This window comes from Pseudomonas grandcourensis, assembly GCF_039909015.1.
GTDB lineage: Bacteria > Pseudomonadota > Gammaproteobacteria > Pseudomonadales > Pseudomonadaceae > Aquipseudomonas > Aquipseudomonas grandcourensis.
The window spans coordinates 5,708,883-5,725,564 of record NZ_CP150919.1 but is presented as its reverse complement, the minus strand read 5'-3'; the positions used below and the strand labels follow the sequence as shown (position 1 = coordinate 5,725,564).

17 protein-coding genes and 1 other RNA gene are annotated in these 16,682 nt (G+C 59.8%); 14 read left to right on the top strand and 4 right to left on the bottom strand.

Translation table 11 applies throughout. From position 1 onward, the window contains the following. The first annotated feature begins 192 nt into the window (after positions 1-192). The 5 genes from petA (at position 193) to AABM52_RS25620 (ending at position 3,977) form a co-directional block, all read left to right on the top strand. Positions 193-786, top strand: coding sequence for a ubiquinol-cytochrome c reductase iron-sulfur subunit (petA, locus tag AABM52_RS25640; protein WP_347908922.1), 594 nt, complete (start codon positions 193-195; stop codon positions 784-786). Then, positions 786-1,997: a cytochrome bc complex cytochrome b subunit gene (locus tag AABM52_RS25635; protein ID WP_008045954.1), complete on the top strand. Its 1,212-nt coding sequence runs from the start codon at positions 786-788 to the stop codon at positions 1,995-1,997. The genes petA and AABM52_RS25635 overlap by 1 nt, the downstream gene beginning before the upstream one ends. Then, positions 1,997-2,779, top strand: coding sequence for a cytochrome c1 (locus AABM52_RS25630; protein WP_320401561.1), 783 nt, complete (start codon positions 1,997-1,999; stop codon positions 2,777-2,779). Before AABM52_RS25635 ends, AABM52_RS25630 begins: the two co-directional genes overlap by 1 nt. 150 nt (positions 2,780-2,929) lie before the next feature. Beyond that, positions 2,930-3,547, top strand: a complete 618-nt coding sequence (locus AABM52_RS25625) for a glutathione S-transferase N-terminal domain-containing protein (protein ID WP_007905304.1) — start codon at positions 2,930-2,932, stop codon at positions 3,545-3,547. A gap of 16 nt (positions 3,548-3,563) precedes the next feature. Further along, on the top strand, positions 3,564-3,977 hold the full coding sequence (locus AABM52_RS25620) for a ClpXP protease specificity-enhancing factor (protein ID WP_007998247.1): 414 nt from the start codon (positions 3,564-3,566) through the stop codon (positions 3,975-3,977). A gap of 51 nt (positions 3,978-4,028) precedes the next feature. On the opposite strand, the gene AABM52_RS25615 is transcribed toward AABM52_RS25620, so the two are convergent. The 4 genes from AABM52_RS25615 to AABM52_RS25600 all read right to left on the bottom strand — a co-directional run bounded on the left by AABM52_RS25615 (position 4,029) and on the right by AABM52_RS25600 (position 7,475). Further along, complete coding sequence (locus tag AABM52_RS25615) at positions 4,029-4,607, bottom strand: BON domain-containing protein (RefSeq protein ID WP_046041915.1); 579 nt, start codon at positions 4,605-4,607, stop codon at positions 4,029-4,031. Next, positions 4,604-5,197: a phosphoheptose isomerase gene (locus AABM52_RS25610; RefSeq protein WP_028624534.1), complete on the bottom strand. Its 594-nt coding sequence runs from the start codon at positions 5,195-5,197 to the stop codon at positions 4,604-4,606. Before AABM52_RS25610 ends, AABM52_RS25615 begins: the two co-directional genes overlap by 4 nt. 104 nt (positions 5,198-5,301) lie before the next feature. Further along, positions 5,302-5,664: a YraN family protein gene (locus AABM52_RS25605; protein ID WP_008045939.1), complete on the bottom strand. Its 363-nt coding sequence runs from the start codon at positions 5,662-5,664 to the stop codon at positions 5,302-5,304. Beyond that, complete coding sequence (locus AABM52_RS25600) at positions 5,664-7,475, bottom strand: penicillin-binding protein activator (protein ID WP_347908918.1); 1,812 nt, start codon at positions 7,473-7,475, stop codon at positions 5,664-5,666. The genes AABM52_RS25605 and AABM52_RS25600 overlap by 1 nt, the downstream gene beginning before the upstream one ends. A 177-nt stretch (positions 7,476-7,652) precedes the next feature. Between AABM52_RS25600 and rsmI the strand changes: the two genes are divergently transcribed. From rsmI to mraY, 9 genes are all read left to right on the top strand, one after another. Then, positions 7,653-8,558, top strand: coding sequence for a 16S rRNA (cytidine(1402)-2'-O)-methyltransferase (gene rsmI, locus AABM52_RS25595; protein ID WP_162130270.1), 906 nt, complete (start codon positions 7,653-7,655; stop codon positions 8,556-8,558). A gap of 75 nt (positions 8,559-8,633) precedes the next feature. Further along, positions 8,634-8,987: RNase P RNA component class A (gene rnpB, locus AABM52_RS25590), an RNA gene on the top strand. A gap of 356 nt (positions 8,988-9,343) precedes the next feature. After that, the gene (gene mraZ, locus AABM52_RS25585) at positions 9,344-9,799 is read left to right on the top strand and encodes a division/cell wall cluster transcriptional repressor MraZ (RefSeq protein WP_103396242.1); all 456 of its coding nucleotides are present in this window, start codon (positions 9,344-9,346) and stop codon (positions 9,797-9,799) included. Between the two features lie 2 nt (positions 9,800-9,801). After that, positions 9,802-10,743: a 16S rRNA (cytosine(1402)-N(4))-methyltransferase RsmH gene (gene rsmH, locus AABM52_RS25580; protein WP_086790170.1), complete on the top strand. Its 942-nt coding sequence runs from the start codon at positions 9,802-9,804 to the stop codon at positions 10,741-10,743. Beyond that, positions 10,740-11,033, top strand: a complete 294-nt coding sequence (ftsL, locus tag AABM52_RS25575; RefSeq protein ID WP_007998257.1) for a cell division protein FtsL — start codon at positions 10,740-10,742, stop codon at positions 11,031-11,033. The genes rsmH and ftsL overlap by 4 nt, the downstream gene beginning before the upstream one ends. Further along, entirely contained in the window at positions 11,033-12,772 is a 1,740-nt protein-coding gene (locus AABM52_RS25570; protein WP_347912688.1) for a penicillin-binding protein 2, read from the top strand. Before ftsL ends, AABM52_RS25570 begins: the two co-directional genes overlap by 1 nt. Further along, the gene (locus tag AABM52_RS25565; protein WP_204932066.1) at positions 12,772-14,235 is read left to right on the top strand and encodes a UDP-N-acetylmuramoyl-L-alanyl-D-glutamate--2,6-diaminopimelate ligase; all 1,464 of its coding nucleotides are present in this window, start codon (positions 12,772-12,774) and stop codon (positions 14,233-14,235) included. Before AABM52_RS25570 ends, AABM52_RS25565 begins: the two co-directional genes overlap by 1 nt. Beyond that, the gene (gene murF / locus AABM52_RS25560; protein WP_347908915.1) at positions 14,228-15,595 is read left to right on the top strand and encodes a UDP-N-acetylmuramoyl-tripeptide--D-alanyl-D-alanine ligase; all 1,368 of its coding nucleotides are present in this window, start codon (positions 14,228-14,230) and stop codon (positions 15,593-15,595) included. Before AABM52_RS25565 ends, murF begins: the two co-directional genes overlap by 8 nt. Beyond that, complete coding sequence (gene mraY, locus AABM52_RS25555; protein WP_015096766.1) at positions 15,595-16,677, top strand: phospho-N-acetylmuramoyl-pentapeptide-transferase; 1,083 nt, start codon at positions 15,595-15,597, stop codon at positions 16,675-16,677. The genes murF and mraY overlap by 1 nt, the downstream gene beginning before the upstream one ends. Positions 16,678-16,682 lie beyond the last annotated feature (5 nt).

Genomic DNA, 16,682 nt, shown 5'->3' with positions numbered 1-16,682 from the left:
AGAATTGCGCTGTGACAACTTGCCACATCCGCAGACGCCCTATACTACAAGGCTTGGGGGTGATGGGCTCCGGTAATTACCTTGTCAGAATTGGGGCTTTTCATTACCATTCGGCAAAATTTTTATAAGTACATAGTTTTACTTAGTAGATGCCTGATTTAACAGGCCACAAAGCTGATGGGAGAGGACTGAATGAGCAATGACGGCGTGAATGCAGGCCGGCGTCGCTTCTTGGTAGCAGCCACATCCGTGGTGGGTGCTGCAGGAGCGGTGGGGGCTGCGGTCCCGTTCGTGGGGTCATGGTTTCCCAGTGCCAAGGCGAAAGCCGCAGGTGCACCGGTGAAAGTGAATGTCAGCAAGATCGAGCCAGGCCAGCAGATGATTGCTGAGTGGCGCGGCCAGCCGGTGTTCATCGTCCGCCGTACACCGGAAATTCTGGGGAATCTGAAGAAGATCGAGGGCCAGCTCGCTGACCCGACCTCCAAGAACTCGACACAACCGACTTACGTTGATCCGGAAAACCGTTCGATCAAGCCTGAGGTCCTGCTGCTGATCGGTATCTGCACGCACCTGGGTTGCTCGCCGACCTTCCGTCCCGAAGTGGCACCTGCGGATCTGGGTAAAGACTGGGTAGGCGGCTATTTCTGCCCTTGCCACGGTTCCCACTACGATCTGGCCGGTCGCGTCTACAAGTCGCAGCCTGCGCCTTTGAACCTGCCAGTTCCCCCGCATTCCTATGAGACCGATGAAATTATTATCATTGGCGTCGATACGGAGAAAGCGTGATGAGCAAGTTCATGGATTGGGTTGATGCACGCTTTCCCGCCACCAAGATGTGGGAAGACCATCTCAGCAAGTATTACGCTCCGAAGAACTTCAACTTCTTCTACTTCTTTGGCTCCCTGGCGCTGCTCGTTCTGGTCAACCAGATCGTCACCGGTGTCTGGCTGACCATGAGCTACAACCCGTCGGCGGAAGAAGCGTTCGCTTCCGTCGAATACATCATGCGCGACGTCGAGTACGGCTCGATCCTGCGCCTGCTGCACTCCACCGGCGCTTCGGCGTTCTTCATCGTGGTCTATCTGCACATGTTCCGTGGCCTGCTCTACGGTTCGTACCAGAAGCCGCGTGAGCTGGTGTGGGTCTTCGGCATGCTGATCTACCTGGCGCTGATGGCCGAAGCCTTCATGGGCTACCTGCTGCCGTGGGGCCAGATGTCCTACTGGGGTGCCCAGGTGATCATCTCGCTGTTCGGTGCGATCCCGGTCATCGGCAACGACCTGACCCAGTGGATCCGTGGTGACTACCTGATTTCCGGTATTACCCTGAACCGCTTCTTCGCCCTGCACGTGGTTGCCCTGCCGATCGTTATCCTGGGTCTGGTGGTGCTGCATATCCTGGCCTTGCACGAAGTCGGTTCGAACAACCCGGACGGCGTGGACATCAAGAAGCACAAGGACGAAAACGGCATACCGCTGGATGGCATTGCCTTCCACCCGTACTACACCGTGAAAGATATCGTCGGTGTGGTGGTGTTCCTGTTCATCTTCTGCTCGATCGTGTTTTTCTTCCCGGAAATGGGCGGCTACTTCCTCGAAAAGCCGAACTTTGAAGTGGCGAACGCCTTCAAGACCCCAGAGCACATCGCTCCGGTCTGGTACTTCACCCCGTTCTACGCCATCTTGCGTGCGATTCCGGACAAGCTCCTGGGCGTAATCGCCATGGGTGCGGCCATTGCCGTGCTGTTCGTCCTGCCGTGGCTGGACCGTAGCCCGGTCAAGTCGATGCGCTACAAGGGCTGGCTGAGCAAGATCTGGCTCTGGGTGTTCTGCATCTCGTTCGTGATCCTGGGCGTGCTGGGCGTATTGGCCCCAACCCCTGAGCGTACGTTGCTGTCGCAGGTATGTACCTTCCTGTACTTCGCCTACTTCATTCTGATGCCGTTCTACACCAGGCTCGAGAAGACCAAACCGGTTCCGGAAAGGGTGACTGGCTGATGAAAAAACTATTTGCTGTATTGATGCTTGCTGCGCTGCCAGTGTTTGCTTTCGCAGCTGAACACGGTGGCCCCGAGCTGGAAAAAGTCGACATCGATGTTTCCGATAAAGCAGCCATGCAGGACGGCGCGCGTACGTTCGCCAACTACTGCATGGGTTGCCACAGTGCCAAGTTTCAACGCTACGAGCGTGTTGCCGACGACCTGGGCATTCCCCATGAGTTGATGCTCGAGAAGCTGATGTTCACTGGCGCCAAGATCGGCGACCACATGAGCATCGGCATGCAGCCTGCGGACGCCAAGGCCTGGTTTGGTGCGGCGCCGCCGGACCTGACCCTGGTTGCTCGTGTTCGCGGCACCGATTGGCTCTACGGTTACCTGAGGTCGTTCTACGAAGATCCTGCGCGCCCATGGGGCGTGAACAACAAGGTCTTCCCGAACGTGGGCATGCCTAACGTCCTGGCCGGCCTGCAAGGTCGCCAGGTGGTTGGTTGCAAGCAGGTTCAGATCGTCGAAGACGGCAAGAAGCAATTTGATCCGTTGACCGGCACGCCATTGACTCATGAAGCGTGCGATCAACTGACCATCGTGCCGAAAAGCGGTGCCCTGACTGCAGAGCAGTTCGATGAGAAGGTCAAGAATCTGGTAACCTTCCTGGCTTACTCGGCTAACCCGGTTAAGCTGCAACATCAGCGCATCGGTACGTACGTATTGTTGTACCTGGCGTTCTTCTTCGTCTTCGCTTACCTGCTCAAGCGCGAATACTGGAAAGACGTGCACTGATAAAGCTTCAAGCTATTGCTGTTAATCGCGCGCGCCCAAGGGCGCCTCCGAAGATGTAGCGAAACTGGTGATCCAGTCGTTACGGGAGGCGCCCTCTGGGCGCGCTCGTTTTTGAGCTTTCGATAATTTCTACAAGCGAGGAGGATCGCCATGGGCGTGACCAATCGGTTGGCCTGTTACTCCGACCCCGCCGACCACTATTCCCACCGAGTGCGCATCGTACTGGCAGAGAAGGGTGTCAGCGCCGAGATCATTTACGTGGAGGCTGGTCGCCAGCCACCTAAACTGATTGAAGTGAACCCTTATGGCAGTCTGCCCACACTGGTCGATCGCGACCTGGCGTTGTGGGAGTCGACTGTGGTGATGGAATATCTGGATGAGCGTTACCCGCACCCGCCCTTACTGCCGGTTTATCCTGTGGCGCGTGCCAACAGTCGTCTGCTGATTCATCGTATTCAGCGTGACTGGTGTGGCCTGGTGGATCTGATCCTGGATTCACGGACCAAGGAAGCAGCCCGCGTTGTCGCTCGTAAAGAGCTGCGCGAAAGCCTGACGGGTGTGTCGCCGTTGTTCGCTGACAAGCCATTTTTCCTCAGCGAGGAACAAAGTCTGGTGGATTGCTGCCTATTGCCAATACTCTGGCGATTGCCGATTTTGGGTATAGAACTGCCGCGGCCGGCCAAGCCGCTGCTTGATTACATGGAGCGCTCGTTTGCGCGTGAGGCTTTCCAGGCAAGTCTGTCTGGCGTCGAACGCGACATGCGCTAAGGCTTAAGGAGCCGTTATGAACTCCAGTCGACCTTATCTGGTCCGTGCGCTCTATGAGTGGATTGTGGACAACGATTGCACCCCGCACATGCTGGTCAATTCCGAGTATCCGTCGGTGCAGGTGCCTCAGGGGTTTGCCAGTGACGGACAGATCGTCCTGAACGTATCGCCGCAAGCCGTGCGTCATTTGCACATGGATAACGAGGCGGTCAGTTTCGAAGGGCGCTTTGGTGGCGTACCGCACACCTTGTACGTGCCAATTGCTTCGATCCTGGGTATCTACGCCCGGGAGAATGGCCAGGGCATGGTGTTCGATCTGGAATCGCCGATGGGCGAGGATGACGAGATCGAACCGGATGATGATCTACCGCCACCCGACAGTGAGCCACCGCGTCCAAGCGGTCGCCCAAGTCTGAAAGTGGTGAAGTAATAAAAAAGGCGATCCAGATGGATCGCCTTTTTTATTGCGCGGGATTGCAGGTCAGTCGATGTACTCGAACAACTTCACAATCTTCTGCACGCCGGAAACGCCCTGAACCAGGTTGGTCGCCTGCGCCGCTTCCTGCTTGGTCAGCAGGCCCAGCATGTAGACGATGCCGTTTTCAGTGACAACCTTGATGCGCGAGCCAGGGATGTTCGCATCGGTGAGCATCTGGGCCTTGATCTTGGTGGTCAGCCAGGTGTCGTTCTGGCGTGCCAGCAACGAGGAGGGTGGCAGGACTTGCAGTTCGTTGTGTACCTGTTTCACGCGCTGGACAGCGGCGGCGGCCTGTTCGGCCTTGGCCTTGAGGTCAGCGCGTGGCGTTTGCCCGGCCAGCAGCACGACACCGTTGAAGCTGGTGACGACGATGTGCGAATCCTTATCCAGGGCCGGGTCGGCCTTGGCGACGTTCACGCCAACCTTGGTGTCGATCAGGGAATCGTCGATCTTGCTGCCGAGTGTGCGAGTGCCGCGGTCATCTTCAATCGGTGCTTCACGGCTGGCGGTCACCACCGAGGTGCAGCCGCTGATGCCGAGGCACAGGGTCAAGGCCAGTAGGCCAAGGCGATTAGGGGTCATTCTTCACTCCCGAACAATTGGCTGTCGATCAAGTCGCAAAGGCAGTGGATCGCCAGCAGGTGGACTTCTTGAATACGAGCGGTGACGTTGGCCGGTACGCGAATCTCGACGTCCTCGGGCAACAGCAGCGACGCCATGCCGCCGCCATCACGTCCCGTCATAGCTACGACAATCATTTCGCGATCATGTGCGGCCTGGATCGCTTGAATTATGTTGGCCGAGTTGCCGCTGGTGGAGATAGCCAACAACACATCGCCCGGTTGGCCGAGTGCACGGATCTGTTTGGAGAATATTTCGTTGTAGCTGTAGTCGTTGGCGATCGAGGTGATCGTCGAGCTGTCGGTCGTCAGGGCGATGGCTGGCAGGCTCGGGCGCTCGCGTTCGAAGCGATTGAGCAGCTCGGACGAGAAGTGCTGGGCATCGCCGGCAGAGCCGCCGTTGCCGCAGGAAAGCATTTTGCCTTCGTTGAGCAGGGCGTTGACCATGACCTGGCTGGCTTGCTCGATGTGCGGTGCAAGTACTTCCATCGCCTGTTGCTTGGTGTCGATACTGGCCTGAAAAAGCTGGCGAATTCGGGATTGCATGTCCATCTGTGTGACCTTAAGTAGCGCGGCTGTTCGGCACGTGAATGTGCAGCCCGCAAAGCAAAGAGCAAAAGTGTTGGGTGATAGTGTCCGGTTCGCAATGCCGGCGATCAGCCGTCGAAGGCATTCTGTAGCCAGTTCAATTGATCGAGGTTGCTGTCGATGGCAATCACGTCGAAGCGGCAAGGGGAATTGGCCCAGCGCGGCTCGCGCTGAAGAAAATATTGCGCGGCGAAAATCAGTTTTTGCCGTTTGCGCTCATCGATGCTATCGAGCGCGCCGCCCCATTGAGTATTTTTTCTGTAGCGGACTTCAACGAATACTACTGTATCGCCATCTAGCATGACCAGATCAAGCTCGCCGCGTTTACACAACCAGTTCTGCGCCAGCAGGCGCAGACCCTGTTGTTGAAGATGCTCGAGCGCATGGCGCTCGGCATCCTTGCCGCTTTGCTGGCGTGACCTGTCGGGCATCAGCGAGCGGTGTCCGGCAGGCGCTGAATCTGGCCATTGGTGAACTCGGCCCATGGCAACTGGCGCACGACCCGCTGGCTCTGAGACATGCCAAGGCTGCCCGACTCGCCGTCGATGCGGCTGTCCGGCAGTGACTTGAGCTGGCCCAGGCGTGGCGCCAGGCGATAGGCGTCCACACCCATGGCATACAGGCGCCCCAGGCTGCCGGCGGCTTGTGGCCACTGGGCGGTGACCTGGCGGCGCAGTGGATCATTGGCGTCCAGCAACCATGGTGTCTCGCAGAAGCGAATGCCATTCATGTCGTTGTACTGGTTGACGTCACCGCTGGCGCTGAACACGTGGGAGGTGGCGTAGACCGGAACATCGCCTGCGTACTGGAAGTTCAGGGTCGGTTTGATCTGCTGGGCCTGTTGCGGCGTTGCAGCGAGGAAAATGAACTCGATGTCCTGGCGGCGCGATGGCTGGGCAGCCACTTGCGAGCCAACGGTGCTTTGCAGGCTCTTGGCGCGACCTTCGCTCTGACGCAGCTGGAACATGTCGGCAATCTGCTGGGCCAGCTGGACCGGCTGGTCGACGCGTTCGGTGGCGACGATGGTGCCGCCATTGGCTTGCCAATCCTGGCTGAACGCCTTGAGCACGCGGTCGCCCCATTCACCTTTCGGCACCATGATGGCTGCGCGGTGCAGGCCGTCGGCGCGAGCGCGGCGCGACACTTCGCGGGCTTCGTCTTCAGCGGCAAGGCCGAACTGGAACAACTGCGCCGGGCCTTGATCGCCTTCGCTGTAATTGAGCGCCAGGGTAGTGATCGGCAATTGCGGGCGAGTGCTCAGCTGTTTGACCAGCGGCTTTTCCAGCGGGCCGACGACCAGTTGTACGCCATCGGCCTGGGCCTTGCGGTAGAACTCGTCCATGGAGGTCAGGCGCGAGCTGTCATAGAACTCGATGGCGGGTGGTTTCTGCCCGGCCTGTTGGGCCTGGTAGTGAGCGGCCATGAAGCCGTCGCGCAGTGCCTTGCCGACCGAGGCCAGTTGGCCGTCCTGAGGCAGCAGCAAGGCGATCTTGCTCAGGGGCTGGCTGGCCAGCTCCTTGAGTTGGGTCAGTGGCTGCGGCAATTGAACGGCTGCCGGGTGCTTCGGATTCTGCGCGCGCCAGTTGTCGATGGCGGCCTGTTGTTGCTCCAGGGTGCCGGCGGATTTCACCGCCAGCGCCAGGGCCATCCAGCCGCCGAGATCGTCGGTGGTGTTTGGCTGCAGCTGATTGGTCGGCAGCGAGGCGATCAGAGTCCAGATGGCTTCGTGGTTTTTGCTCGCAGCTTCGCCTTTGAGCATCGGGGCGATGAAAATGCGCTCGCGGGCGGCGGCGAGGGTCTGGCCATCGGCTTCAAGTGCGCGGGCGTGAACGGTGCCGGTGCGGACCTGTTGTTCGACCGGCAGTTCGCTCAAGTATTGCAGGCTTGGATGGCTCAAGGCGGCCAGCGCGGCCTTGGGCTGGTTGCGGGTCATGGCCAGTTCAGCCGCCAGGGTATTGGCGAAAATCTGTGGCCCCGGCTTGAGCTGTTCGACAGGAACCTGTTGCAGGATTTGCGCGGACTGGCCGGCATTGCCCTGGTGATAGGCCAGGTCGGCAGCGCTCAAGCGCAGCAAGGCGGCATCTTCCGGTGATTTGCTTTGGGAGGCCTTCTCAAGCAGTTGCTCGATACTGGCATCCGGTGTCCGTGGAAGTTCGCCAAGGCTGGACGAGGGCGAGCTGGCGCAAGCCGCCAGCAAGGCAGCGAGGCAGAGGGCAGATAACAGCCGCAGGCAAGCGATCATGTAAGCGTTCCTGATACTCGATCAAATTAGCGTGGAATTGTACCCAAGCACTGGCCGGGGCGCGATGTTACTGGCGTGAATCGATCAATTTAGCTGGTGTAAATGTTGCGCCAGCGCACAAACGGTCGCCGATACCTCGTTTGCTTGCGGGTATCGTGAGTCTCGCTACGCGCTACAATGGCGACTTTTACCGATCATGAGGTGTGCGCTTTGACTGCTCCAGGTGCTTTGAATTCCGCTGCTGGCTCGCTTTATGTGGTGGCGACGCCCATCGGCAACCTGGATGACATCAGTGCGCGGGCGCTGAAGATTCTGCGTGAAGTGGCCTTGATCGCCGCGGAAGACACCCGTCATTCCCAGCGCTTGATGCAACACTTCGGTATCTCGACGCCATTGGCGGCCTGCCATGAGCACAACGAGCGTGATGAAGGTAGTCGCTTTATCACTCGCCTGCTTGCCGGTGACAACGTGGCGTTGATTTCCGATGCCGGGACGCCGCTGATTTCCGATCCGGGTTATCACTTGGTGCGGCAGGCCCGGGCGGCGGGCATCAATGTGGTGCCGGTTCCGGGTGCCTGCGCGTTGATTGCCGCGCTGTCGGCGGCAGGGCTACCTTCCGACCGATTCATTTTCGAAGGTTTCCTCCCGGCCAAGGCCGTGGGGCGGCGTGCGCGTCTCGAACAGGTAAAGGAAGAGCCTCGCACATTGATCTTCTATGAAGCTCCACACCGCATCCTCGAATGCCTGCAAGACATGGAGCTGGTGTTCGGTCCCGAGCGCCCGGCGCTGCTTGCCCGTGAGCTGACCAAGACGTTTGAGACCCTCAAGGGGCTGCCGCTGGCTGAGCTGCGCGAGTTCGTCGAGTCGGACAGCAACCAGCAGCGTGGCGAGTGCGTGGTGCTGGTGGCGGGCTGGTCCGCGCCCGAGGAGGAAGGTGCCGTCAGCAGCGAGGCGATGCGCATCCTCAACCTGTTGCTCGAAGAAATGCCGCTCAAGCGTGCGGCGGCATTGGCGGCGCAAATCACCGGCGAGCGAAAGAATGTGCTGTACCAGATCGCGCTGGATCAGCAGAAGGGCGAGTAAAACCCGACGCACAGGCGTGCTCAATGGCGCTTGGCGCTTGTTCTTCGGGCGCTGTGCCGGTAACCTTCGCGGCGGAGAGTCGATCGGACAGTCGCTGCCCTCTATGAAAATTAGGGGGGGGAGGAAAGTCCGGGCTCCATAGGGCGAAGTGCCAGGTAATGCCTGGGAGGCGTGAGCCTACGGAAAGTGCCACAGAAAATAACCGCCTAAGCGCTTCGGCGCCGGTAAGGGTGAAAAGGTGCGGTAAGAGCGCACCGCACGTCTGGCAACAGTTCGTGGCTAGGTAAACCCCACTTGGAGCAAGACCAAATAGGGTCCCAAGGCGTGGCCCGCGCTGGGACCGGGTAGGTTGCTAAAGATGTCCAGTGATGGCCATCGTAGACGAATGACTGTTCAAGACAGAACCCGGCTTACAGATCGACTCTCCACCTTTTTCTTTCCTCTGCTTGAATCATTGAGCAGGGGGGCAAGTGATAGCAATTTCCCTCCTTACACAATCATCCGCAGAACCTCTTTTGTAATACCAAAAAAATCTTACTCTTAATAAATTACTTTAACTTCTGAACGCAGCCTCCTGTGCTGATTCAAGTTATTGGGCAGTTTCATCCGCCGGATTCTCGTTGTCCCTCCGTTAATGCTCCTAAATCTCAGTTCTGTAAGGGTTTTCCTTTACTCCGCGCCTTGACGGTGTGGTGGGCGCATTCCTATAGTGTGCGCAAGTGGCGGAAAGTGGCATGAAGTGGGTTTTTTGAACTCAAAACGCTAGAATTTGGAGAAACGCTGACGTGTTTCGCGGAGCCAACGCTATCAGTCTCGATGCAAAGGGCCGTCTCGCAATGCCGAGCCGGTACCGTGACGAGCTCGATTCGCGCAGCTCCGGTCAGTTAATCGTGACAATTGATGCCGTTGATCCTTGTTTGTGTGTTTACCCCCTCGATGAGTGGGAAATTATTGAAACCAAACTGCGCGCACTGCCTTCGCTTCGCGAAGAGAACCGCCGCCTGCAACGTTTACTGATTGGTAATGCCGTCGACCTCGAGCTCGATGGCAGTGGTCGTTTTCTGGTTCCGCCGCGTCTTCGTGAATATGCCAAGTTGGATAAGCGCGCAATGTTGGTAGGCCAACTGAACAAGTTCCAATTGTGGGACGAGGATGCCTGGAACGCGGTTTCTGCCGCTGACCTGGCTGCCATACAACAACCGGGCGCGATGCCTGAAGAACTGCGTGATTTGATCCTGTGACTATTGATAGCGGCTTTAACCACATCACCGTACTGCTTGACGAAGCCGTCGAGGCTCTCGCCGTACGTCCTGATGGCTGCTATCTGGACGGCACGTTCGGGCGCGGCGGACACAGCCGGTTGATCCTCAGCCAGCTCGGTCCCGATGGTCGGTTGCTCGGATTCGATAAAGATCCACAAGCGATTGCCACCGGGCAGACGCTAGCGGCCGAAGACGGCCGCTTTGTCGTTGTGCAGCGCAGCTTTGCCGAGCTCGGTTCGGAAGTCGCCGAACGCGGCCTGGCCGGCAAGGTCAGCGGCGTTCTGCTGGATCTGGGCGTGTCTTCGCCACAGCTCGACGACCCGGAGCGCGGCTTCAGCTTCCTCAACGACGGCCCGCTGGACATGCGCATGGATCCGTCCCGTGGCATCAGCGCCGCCGAATTCGTCAACACCGCGCCTGTAGAAGAAATCGCCCGGGTGTTCAAGGAATACGGCGAAGAGCGTTTCTCCGGCCGCATGGCCCGTGCCGTGGCCGAGCGCCGCGACATCAAGCCATTCGAGCGCACCGGTGACCTGGCCGAAGTCCTGAAGGTCGCCAACCCGGCGTGGGAAAAGGGCAAGAACCCTGCAACCCGCGCCTTCCAGGGATTGCGTATTCACGTCAACAACGAACTGGGTGATCTGGAAACCGGCCTCGAAGCCGCTCTGGAATGCCTGGAAGTGGGCGGTCGCCTGGTGGTGATCAGCTTCCATTCGCTGGAAGACCGTATCGTCAAACTGTTCATGCGCAAGCTGGTCAAAGGCGAAGCCGACAACCTGCCGCGCAACCTGCCGGTTCGGCATGTCGCCTTCGAACCGAAAATCAAAATCCATGGCAAAGCGCAGACGGCCTCCGACGCCGAACTCAAAGCCAACCCACGTTCGCGTAGCGCTGTCATGCGTGTGGCGGAGAAGCTGCGGTGAGCAAGCTTTTCGCCAAGCCATTGCCCGGCGGAAGCTTCTTCATGCTGCTGCTGTTTGTCGGCGTACTCGTGTCGGCCATCGGCGTGTCCTACAGCGCCCACTGGAACCGTCAGCTATTGAATTCGCTGTACAACGAACTGAGCGTGCGCGACAAGGCGCAGGCGGAGTGGGGCCGGTTGATTCTGGAGCAGAGCACCTGGACCGCCCACAGCCGTATCGAAGTGCTGGCTACTGAACAGCTGAAAATGCACATCCCCGGTGCTGCTGACGTGAAGATGGTGGCGCCATGATGAAACTCGAAGGTGCACTCTTTCCTTGGCGGTTCCGCGTGGTGCTGGGTTTACTCGGTATCATGGTGGCCGCGATTGCCTGGCGCATCATCGATTTGCAAGTGGTCGACCGTGCCTTCCTTAAAGGCCAGGGCGATGCCCGCAGCGTTCGTCATATTCCAATTCCGGCTCACCGTGGTCTGATCACCGACCGTAACGGCGAGCCTTTGGCCGTGAGTACTCCGGTCACCACCCTTTGGGCCAATGCCAAGGAAATGCAAACGGCCAAAGAGAAGTGGCCAGCATTGGCCGCTGCGCTGGGGCAAGATCCTAAAGCCTTGGCCGAGCGCCTTGAGGCGCAAGCCAATAAAGAGTTCATTTACCTGGTGCGCGGGCTGACGCCTGAGCAGGGCCAGGCGGTGCTCGATCTGAAAGTGCCAGGCGTCTATGGCATCGAAGAGTTCCGCCGGTTCTATCCGGCCGGTGAAGTGACCGCGCATATGGTCGGCTTTACCGACATCGATGACCATGGAAAGGAAGGTATCGAGCTGGCCTATGACGAATGGCTGGCCGGGGTGCCGGGTAAACGACAAGTCATCAAGGACCGGCGCGGCCGGTTGATCAAGGATGTCCAGGTCACCAAAAACGCCAAGGCCGGAAAGCCCTTGGCGTTGTCCATTGACCTGCGCCTGCAATACCTGGCTAACCGCGAGTTGCGTAACGCGATCATCGAGAACGGCGCCAAGGCCGGCAGCCTGGTGATCATGGACGTGAAGACCGGCGAGATTCTCGCGATGGTCAACCAGCCGACCTACAACCCGAACAACCGTCGCAACCTGCAGCCGGCGATGATGCGTAACCGCGCGATGATCGACGTGTTCGAGCCAGGCTCGACCATGAAAGCGATCTCGATGAGCGCCGCCATCGAAACCGGCCGCTGGAAACCGAGCGACACCGTCGAGGTGTATCCGGGCTCCCTGCAGATTGGCAAGTACACCATCAAGGACGTGTCGAAGACCGAAGGTCCGGTGCTCGACCTGACCGGCATCCTGATCAATTCCAGTAACGTCGGCATGAGCAAGGTCGCGTTCGATATCGGCGGCGAAACGATTTTCCGTCTGGCGCAGAAAGTCGGTCTCGGCCAGGACACCGGCCTGGCCTTCCCGGGCGAGCGCGTCGGCAACCTGCCGAACTACCGCGAGTGGCGCAAGGCCGAGACGGCGACGCTGTCCTATGGCTACGGTGTTTCCGTGACCGCGATCCAGTTGGTCCATGCCTTCTCGGCCCTGGCCAACAACGGTCGCCTCGCACCGCTGACCCTGATCAAGACCGACAAGGCGCCACAAACCACCCAGGTGCTGCCGGAGGCGGTCGCGAAAACCATGCAAGGCATGCTGCAGCAAGTGATCGAGGCCCCGCGCGGTGTATTCCGTGCGCAGGTGCCGGCGTATCACGTGGGCGGCAAGTCGGGTACTGCGCGTAAAACCTCGGTCGGTACCAAGGGTTACGCCGAGAACTCCTACCGTTCGCTGTTCGCCGGCTTCGGCCCGATGAGCGATCCGCGTTACGCCATAGTGGTCGTAATCGACGAGCCGACCAAGGCCGGTTACTTCGGTGGCCTGGTTTCCGCGCCGGTGTTCAGCCGCGTGATGTCGGGCACCCTGCGTCTGATGAACATTACCCCGGACAACCTGCCACCTACACAACAAGCGAACGCAACACCGGTCGTTCCGCTGAAAGCCAATGGAGGGCGCGGCTGATGTCTCTGAGCCTGAACAAGATTTTCCCTCACGCCGGCCACGATCTGCTGATTCGCGAGCTCGCCCTGGACAGCCGTAATGTGCGCGCGGGTGATCTGTTCCTCGCCGTGCCTGGCGGGAAATTCGATGGCCGCGCGCATATTGCCGACGCCTTGCAGCGCGGTGCTGCCGCGGTGGCCTATGAAGTAGAAGGCGCCACAGTCCTGCCGATCACTGAAGTGCCGTTGATTCCGGTCAAAGGTCTGGCGGCCCAGCTGTCGGACATCGCCGGGCGTTTTTATGGCGAGCCAAGCCATCACCTGAACTTGGTGGGCGTGACCGGCACCAACGGCAAGACCAGCGTGACTCAATTGGTTGCCCAGGCACTGGACCTGCTCGGCCAGCACTGCGGCTTGGTCGGCACGCTCGGTTCCGGTTTCTACGGCGCGCTGGAAAGCGGCCTGCACACCACGCCGAATCCGATTGCCGTGCAAGCGACCCTGGCGGACCTGAAAAAGGCCGGCGCCAAAGCCGTCGCCATGGAAGTTTCTTCCCATGGCCTGGACCAGGGCCGCGTGACCGCACTGGCGTTTGATGTGGCAGTGATGACCAACCTGTCTCGCGATCACCTGGATTACCACGGCACCATGCAGGCTTATGGCGAGGCCAAGGCCCGGCTGTTTGCCTGGAACGACTTGAAATGCCGGGTGGTCAACCTCGACGACGAGTTCGGCCGGCAACTGGCCGCCGACAAGCGCGAGTCGCGGTTGATCACCTACAGCCTGGAAGATTCCAGTGCCTACCTGTATTGCCGTCAGGCGCAATTCGACGATGAAGGCGTGCGCGCCACGCTGGTCACGCCACAGGGCGAGCACCACCTGCGCAGCACCTTGCTCGGTCGCTTCAACCTGAGCAATGTCCTGGCGGCGGTCGGCGCGTTGCTCGGTCTGGATTACGCCCTGGACGAAATCCTCAAGGTTCTGCCGAAGCTTGAAGGCCCAGCCGGGCGCATGCAGCGTCTGGGCGGTGGTTCGCAGCCGCTGGTGGTGGTCGATTACGCCCACACCCCGGATGCCCTGGAAAAAGTACTGCTGGCCCTGCGTCCACACGCCAAGGGCCGGTTGCTGTGCCTGTTCGGCTGTGGCGGCGACCGCGATCGCGGCAAGCGTCCGTTGATGGCCGAAGTGGTCGAGCGCCTGGCCGATGGCGTGCTGGTGACCGACGACAACCCGCGTACTGAAGATCCATCGGTGATTTTCGATGACATCCGTGCCGGTTTCACGGCTGTGGATAAAGTGGAGTTCGTTGCCGGTCGTGGCCAGGCGATTGCCCGACTGATCGCCAGTGCTTCGGTGGATGACGTGATTGTCCTGGCCGGTAAAGGTCACGAGGACTATCAGGAAATCAACGGTGAGCGTCATGCCTTTTCCGATCTGGTCGAGGCCGATCACGCCTTGACCGCGTGGGAGGTGGCCCATGCTTAAGGCCTTGAAACTGAGTGAACTGACCGGTGCACTGAATGCTCGCCTGGTGTCGGCCGATGCCAGCTTCGACGGCGTCAGCATCGACAGCCGTGCGATCAAGCCGGGTCAGCTGTTCATTGCCCTGACCGGTCCGCGTTTTGACGGTCATGACTATCTGAATGAAGTCGCCGCCAAGGGCGCCGTGGCTGCGCTGGTCGAGCGTGAAGTCGCCGACAGCACGCTGCCGCAGTTGCTGGTCAGCGACACCCGCCAGGCCCTGGGCCAGTTGGGCGCGCTCAATCGCGCCGCCTACACCTATCCGGTCGCGGCCGTCACCGGTTCCAGCGGCAAGACCACGGTCAAGGAGATGCTTGCGAGCATCCTGCGTACGCGCGGTGCAGTGCTGGCCACCCGTGGCAACCTGAACAACGACCTCGGCGTGCCGCTGACCTTGCTCGAACTGGCGCCGGAACACACCGCTGCCGTGATCGAACTGGGTGCTTCGCGCCTGGGTGAAATTGCCTACACCGTCGGCCTGACCAGGCCGCACGTGGCCATTCTCAACAATGCCGGGACCGCCCATGTTGGCGAGTTCGGCGGTCCGGAAAAAATCGTCGAAGCCAAGGGCGAGATCATCGAAGGGCTTGATGCCGATGGCGTCGCCGTTCTCAATCTCGACGACAAGGCATTCGGTATCTGGAAGGCCCGCGCCGGTGATCGAAAAGTGCTGACGTTTGCGTTGAGCAACACCAGCGCCGATTTCTACGCCAGTGACCTGGCCACCGATGCCCGCGGCTGCCCGGCGTTCAACCTGCACAGCCCTGAAGGCTCGGAGCGCGTTCAACTGAACCTGCTCGGCACCCATAACGTCGCCAATGCCATGGCCGCCGCCGCTGCCGCCCATGCCCTGGGTGTGTCGCTGTTCGGTATCGCCACCGGCCTTGGCGCGGTGCAGCCGGTCAAGGGCCGCACCGTCGCGCAACTGGCCAGCAATGGCATGCGCGTGATCGATGACACTTACAACGCCAACCCCACCTCCATGTGCGCTGCCGTTGATATACTGGCCGGCTTTTCCGGTCGCACCGTCCTGGTGCTCGGGGATATCGGCGAGTTGGGCGAATGGGCGGAGCAGGGGCATCGCGACGTGGGCGAGTACGCCCGTGGCAAGGTTTCTGCGCTGTACGCCGTCGGGCCGATGATGGCTCACGCCGTGAACGCTTTCGGTCCACAGGCTTTTCACTTCAGCACGCAGGCTGAGCTGATCAAGGCCCTGGGCGCCGAGCAAGACACAAATACCACCATTTTGATCAAGGGGTCGCGCAGCGCTGCGATGGAAAACGTCGTCGCCGCCTTGTGCGGGTCCAGTCTGGAGAAACATTAATGCTGCTGCTGCTAGCGGAGTATCTGCAACAGTTCTACAAAGGCTTCGCGGTCTTCCAGTACCTGACCCTGCGCGGGATTCTCGGTGTACTGACCGCGTTGGTCTTGTCGCTGTGCTATGGCCCATGGATGATCCGCACGTTGCAGAACCGTCAGATCGGTCAATCCGTTCGCAACGACGGCCCGCAGTCGCACCTGTCCAAGTCGGGTACGCCGACCATGGGCGGCGCGCTGATTCTGTCGTCCATCGGTGTCAGCACCCTGCTGTGGGCTGATCTGAGCAACCGTTACGTCTGGGTCGTGTTGCTGGTGACCCTGCTGTTCGGCGCCATCGGCTGGGTCGACGACTACCGCAAGGTCATCGAGAAAAACTCCCGTGGCTTGCCGAGCCGCTGGAAGTATTTCTGGCAGTCGGTATTCGGCTTGGGCGCGGCGATCTTCCTTTATATGACTGCCGCCACGCCGGTGGAAACCACCCTGATCCTGCCGATGCTCAAGGACTACAGCATTCCGCTGGGCGCAGGCTTTATCGTCCTGACCTATTTCGTGATCGTCGGTTCGAGCAACGCGGTCAACCTGACCGACGGCCTCGACGGCCTGGCGATCATGCCGACCGTGATGGTCGGTGGTGGCCTGGGCATTTTCTGCTACCTGTCGGGTAACGTGAAATTCGCCGAATACCTGCTGATTCCTTACGTACCGGGCGCCGGTGAATTGATCGTGTTCTGTGGCGCACTGATCGGAGCAGGCCTGGGCTTCCTCTGGTTCAACACCTATCCGGCACAAGTCTTCATGGGTGACGTCGGCGCACTGGCGTTGGGCGCGGCCCTGGGCACCATCGCAGTGATCGTCCGTCAGGAAATCGTCCTGTTCATCATGGGCGGCGTGTTCGTGATGGAAACCCTGTCAGTCGTCATTCAGGTTGCCTCTTTTAAACTGACCGGTCGCCGTGTATTCCGCATGGCGCCCATTCACCACCACTTTGAACTCAAGGGCTGGCCCGAGCCGCGCGTGATCGTCCGTTTCTGGATCATCACCGTGATTCTCGTGCTGATCGGCCTTGCCACCCTGAAGCTGAGGTAGAAATA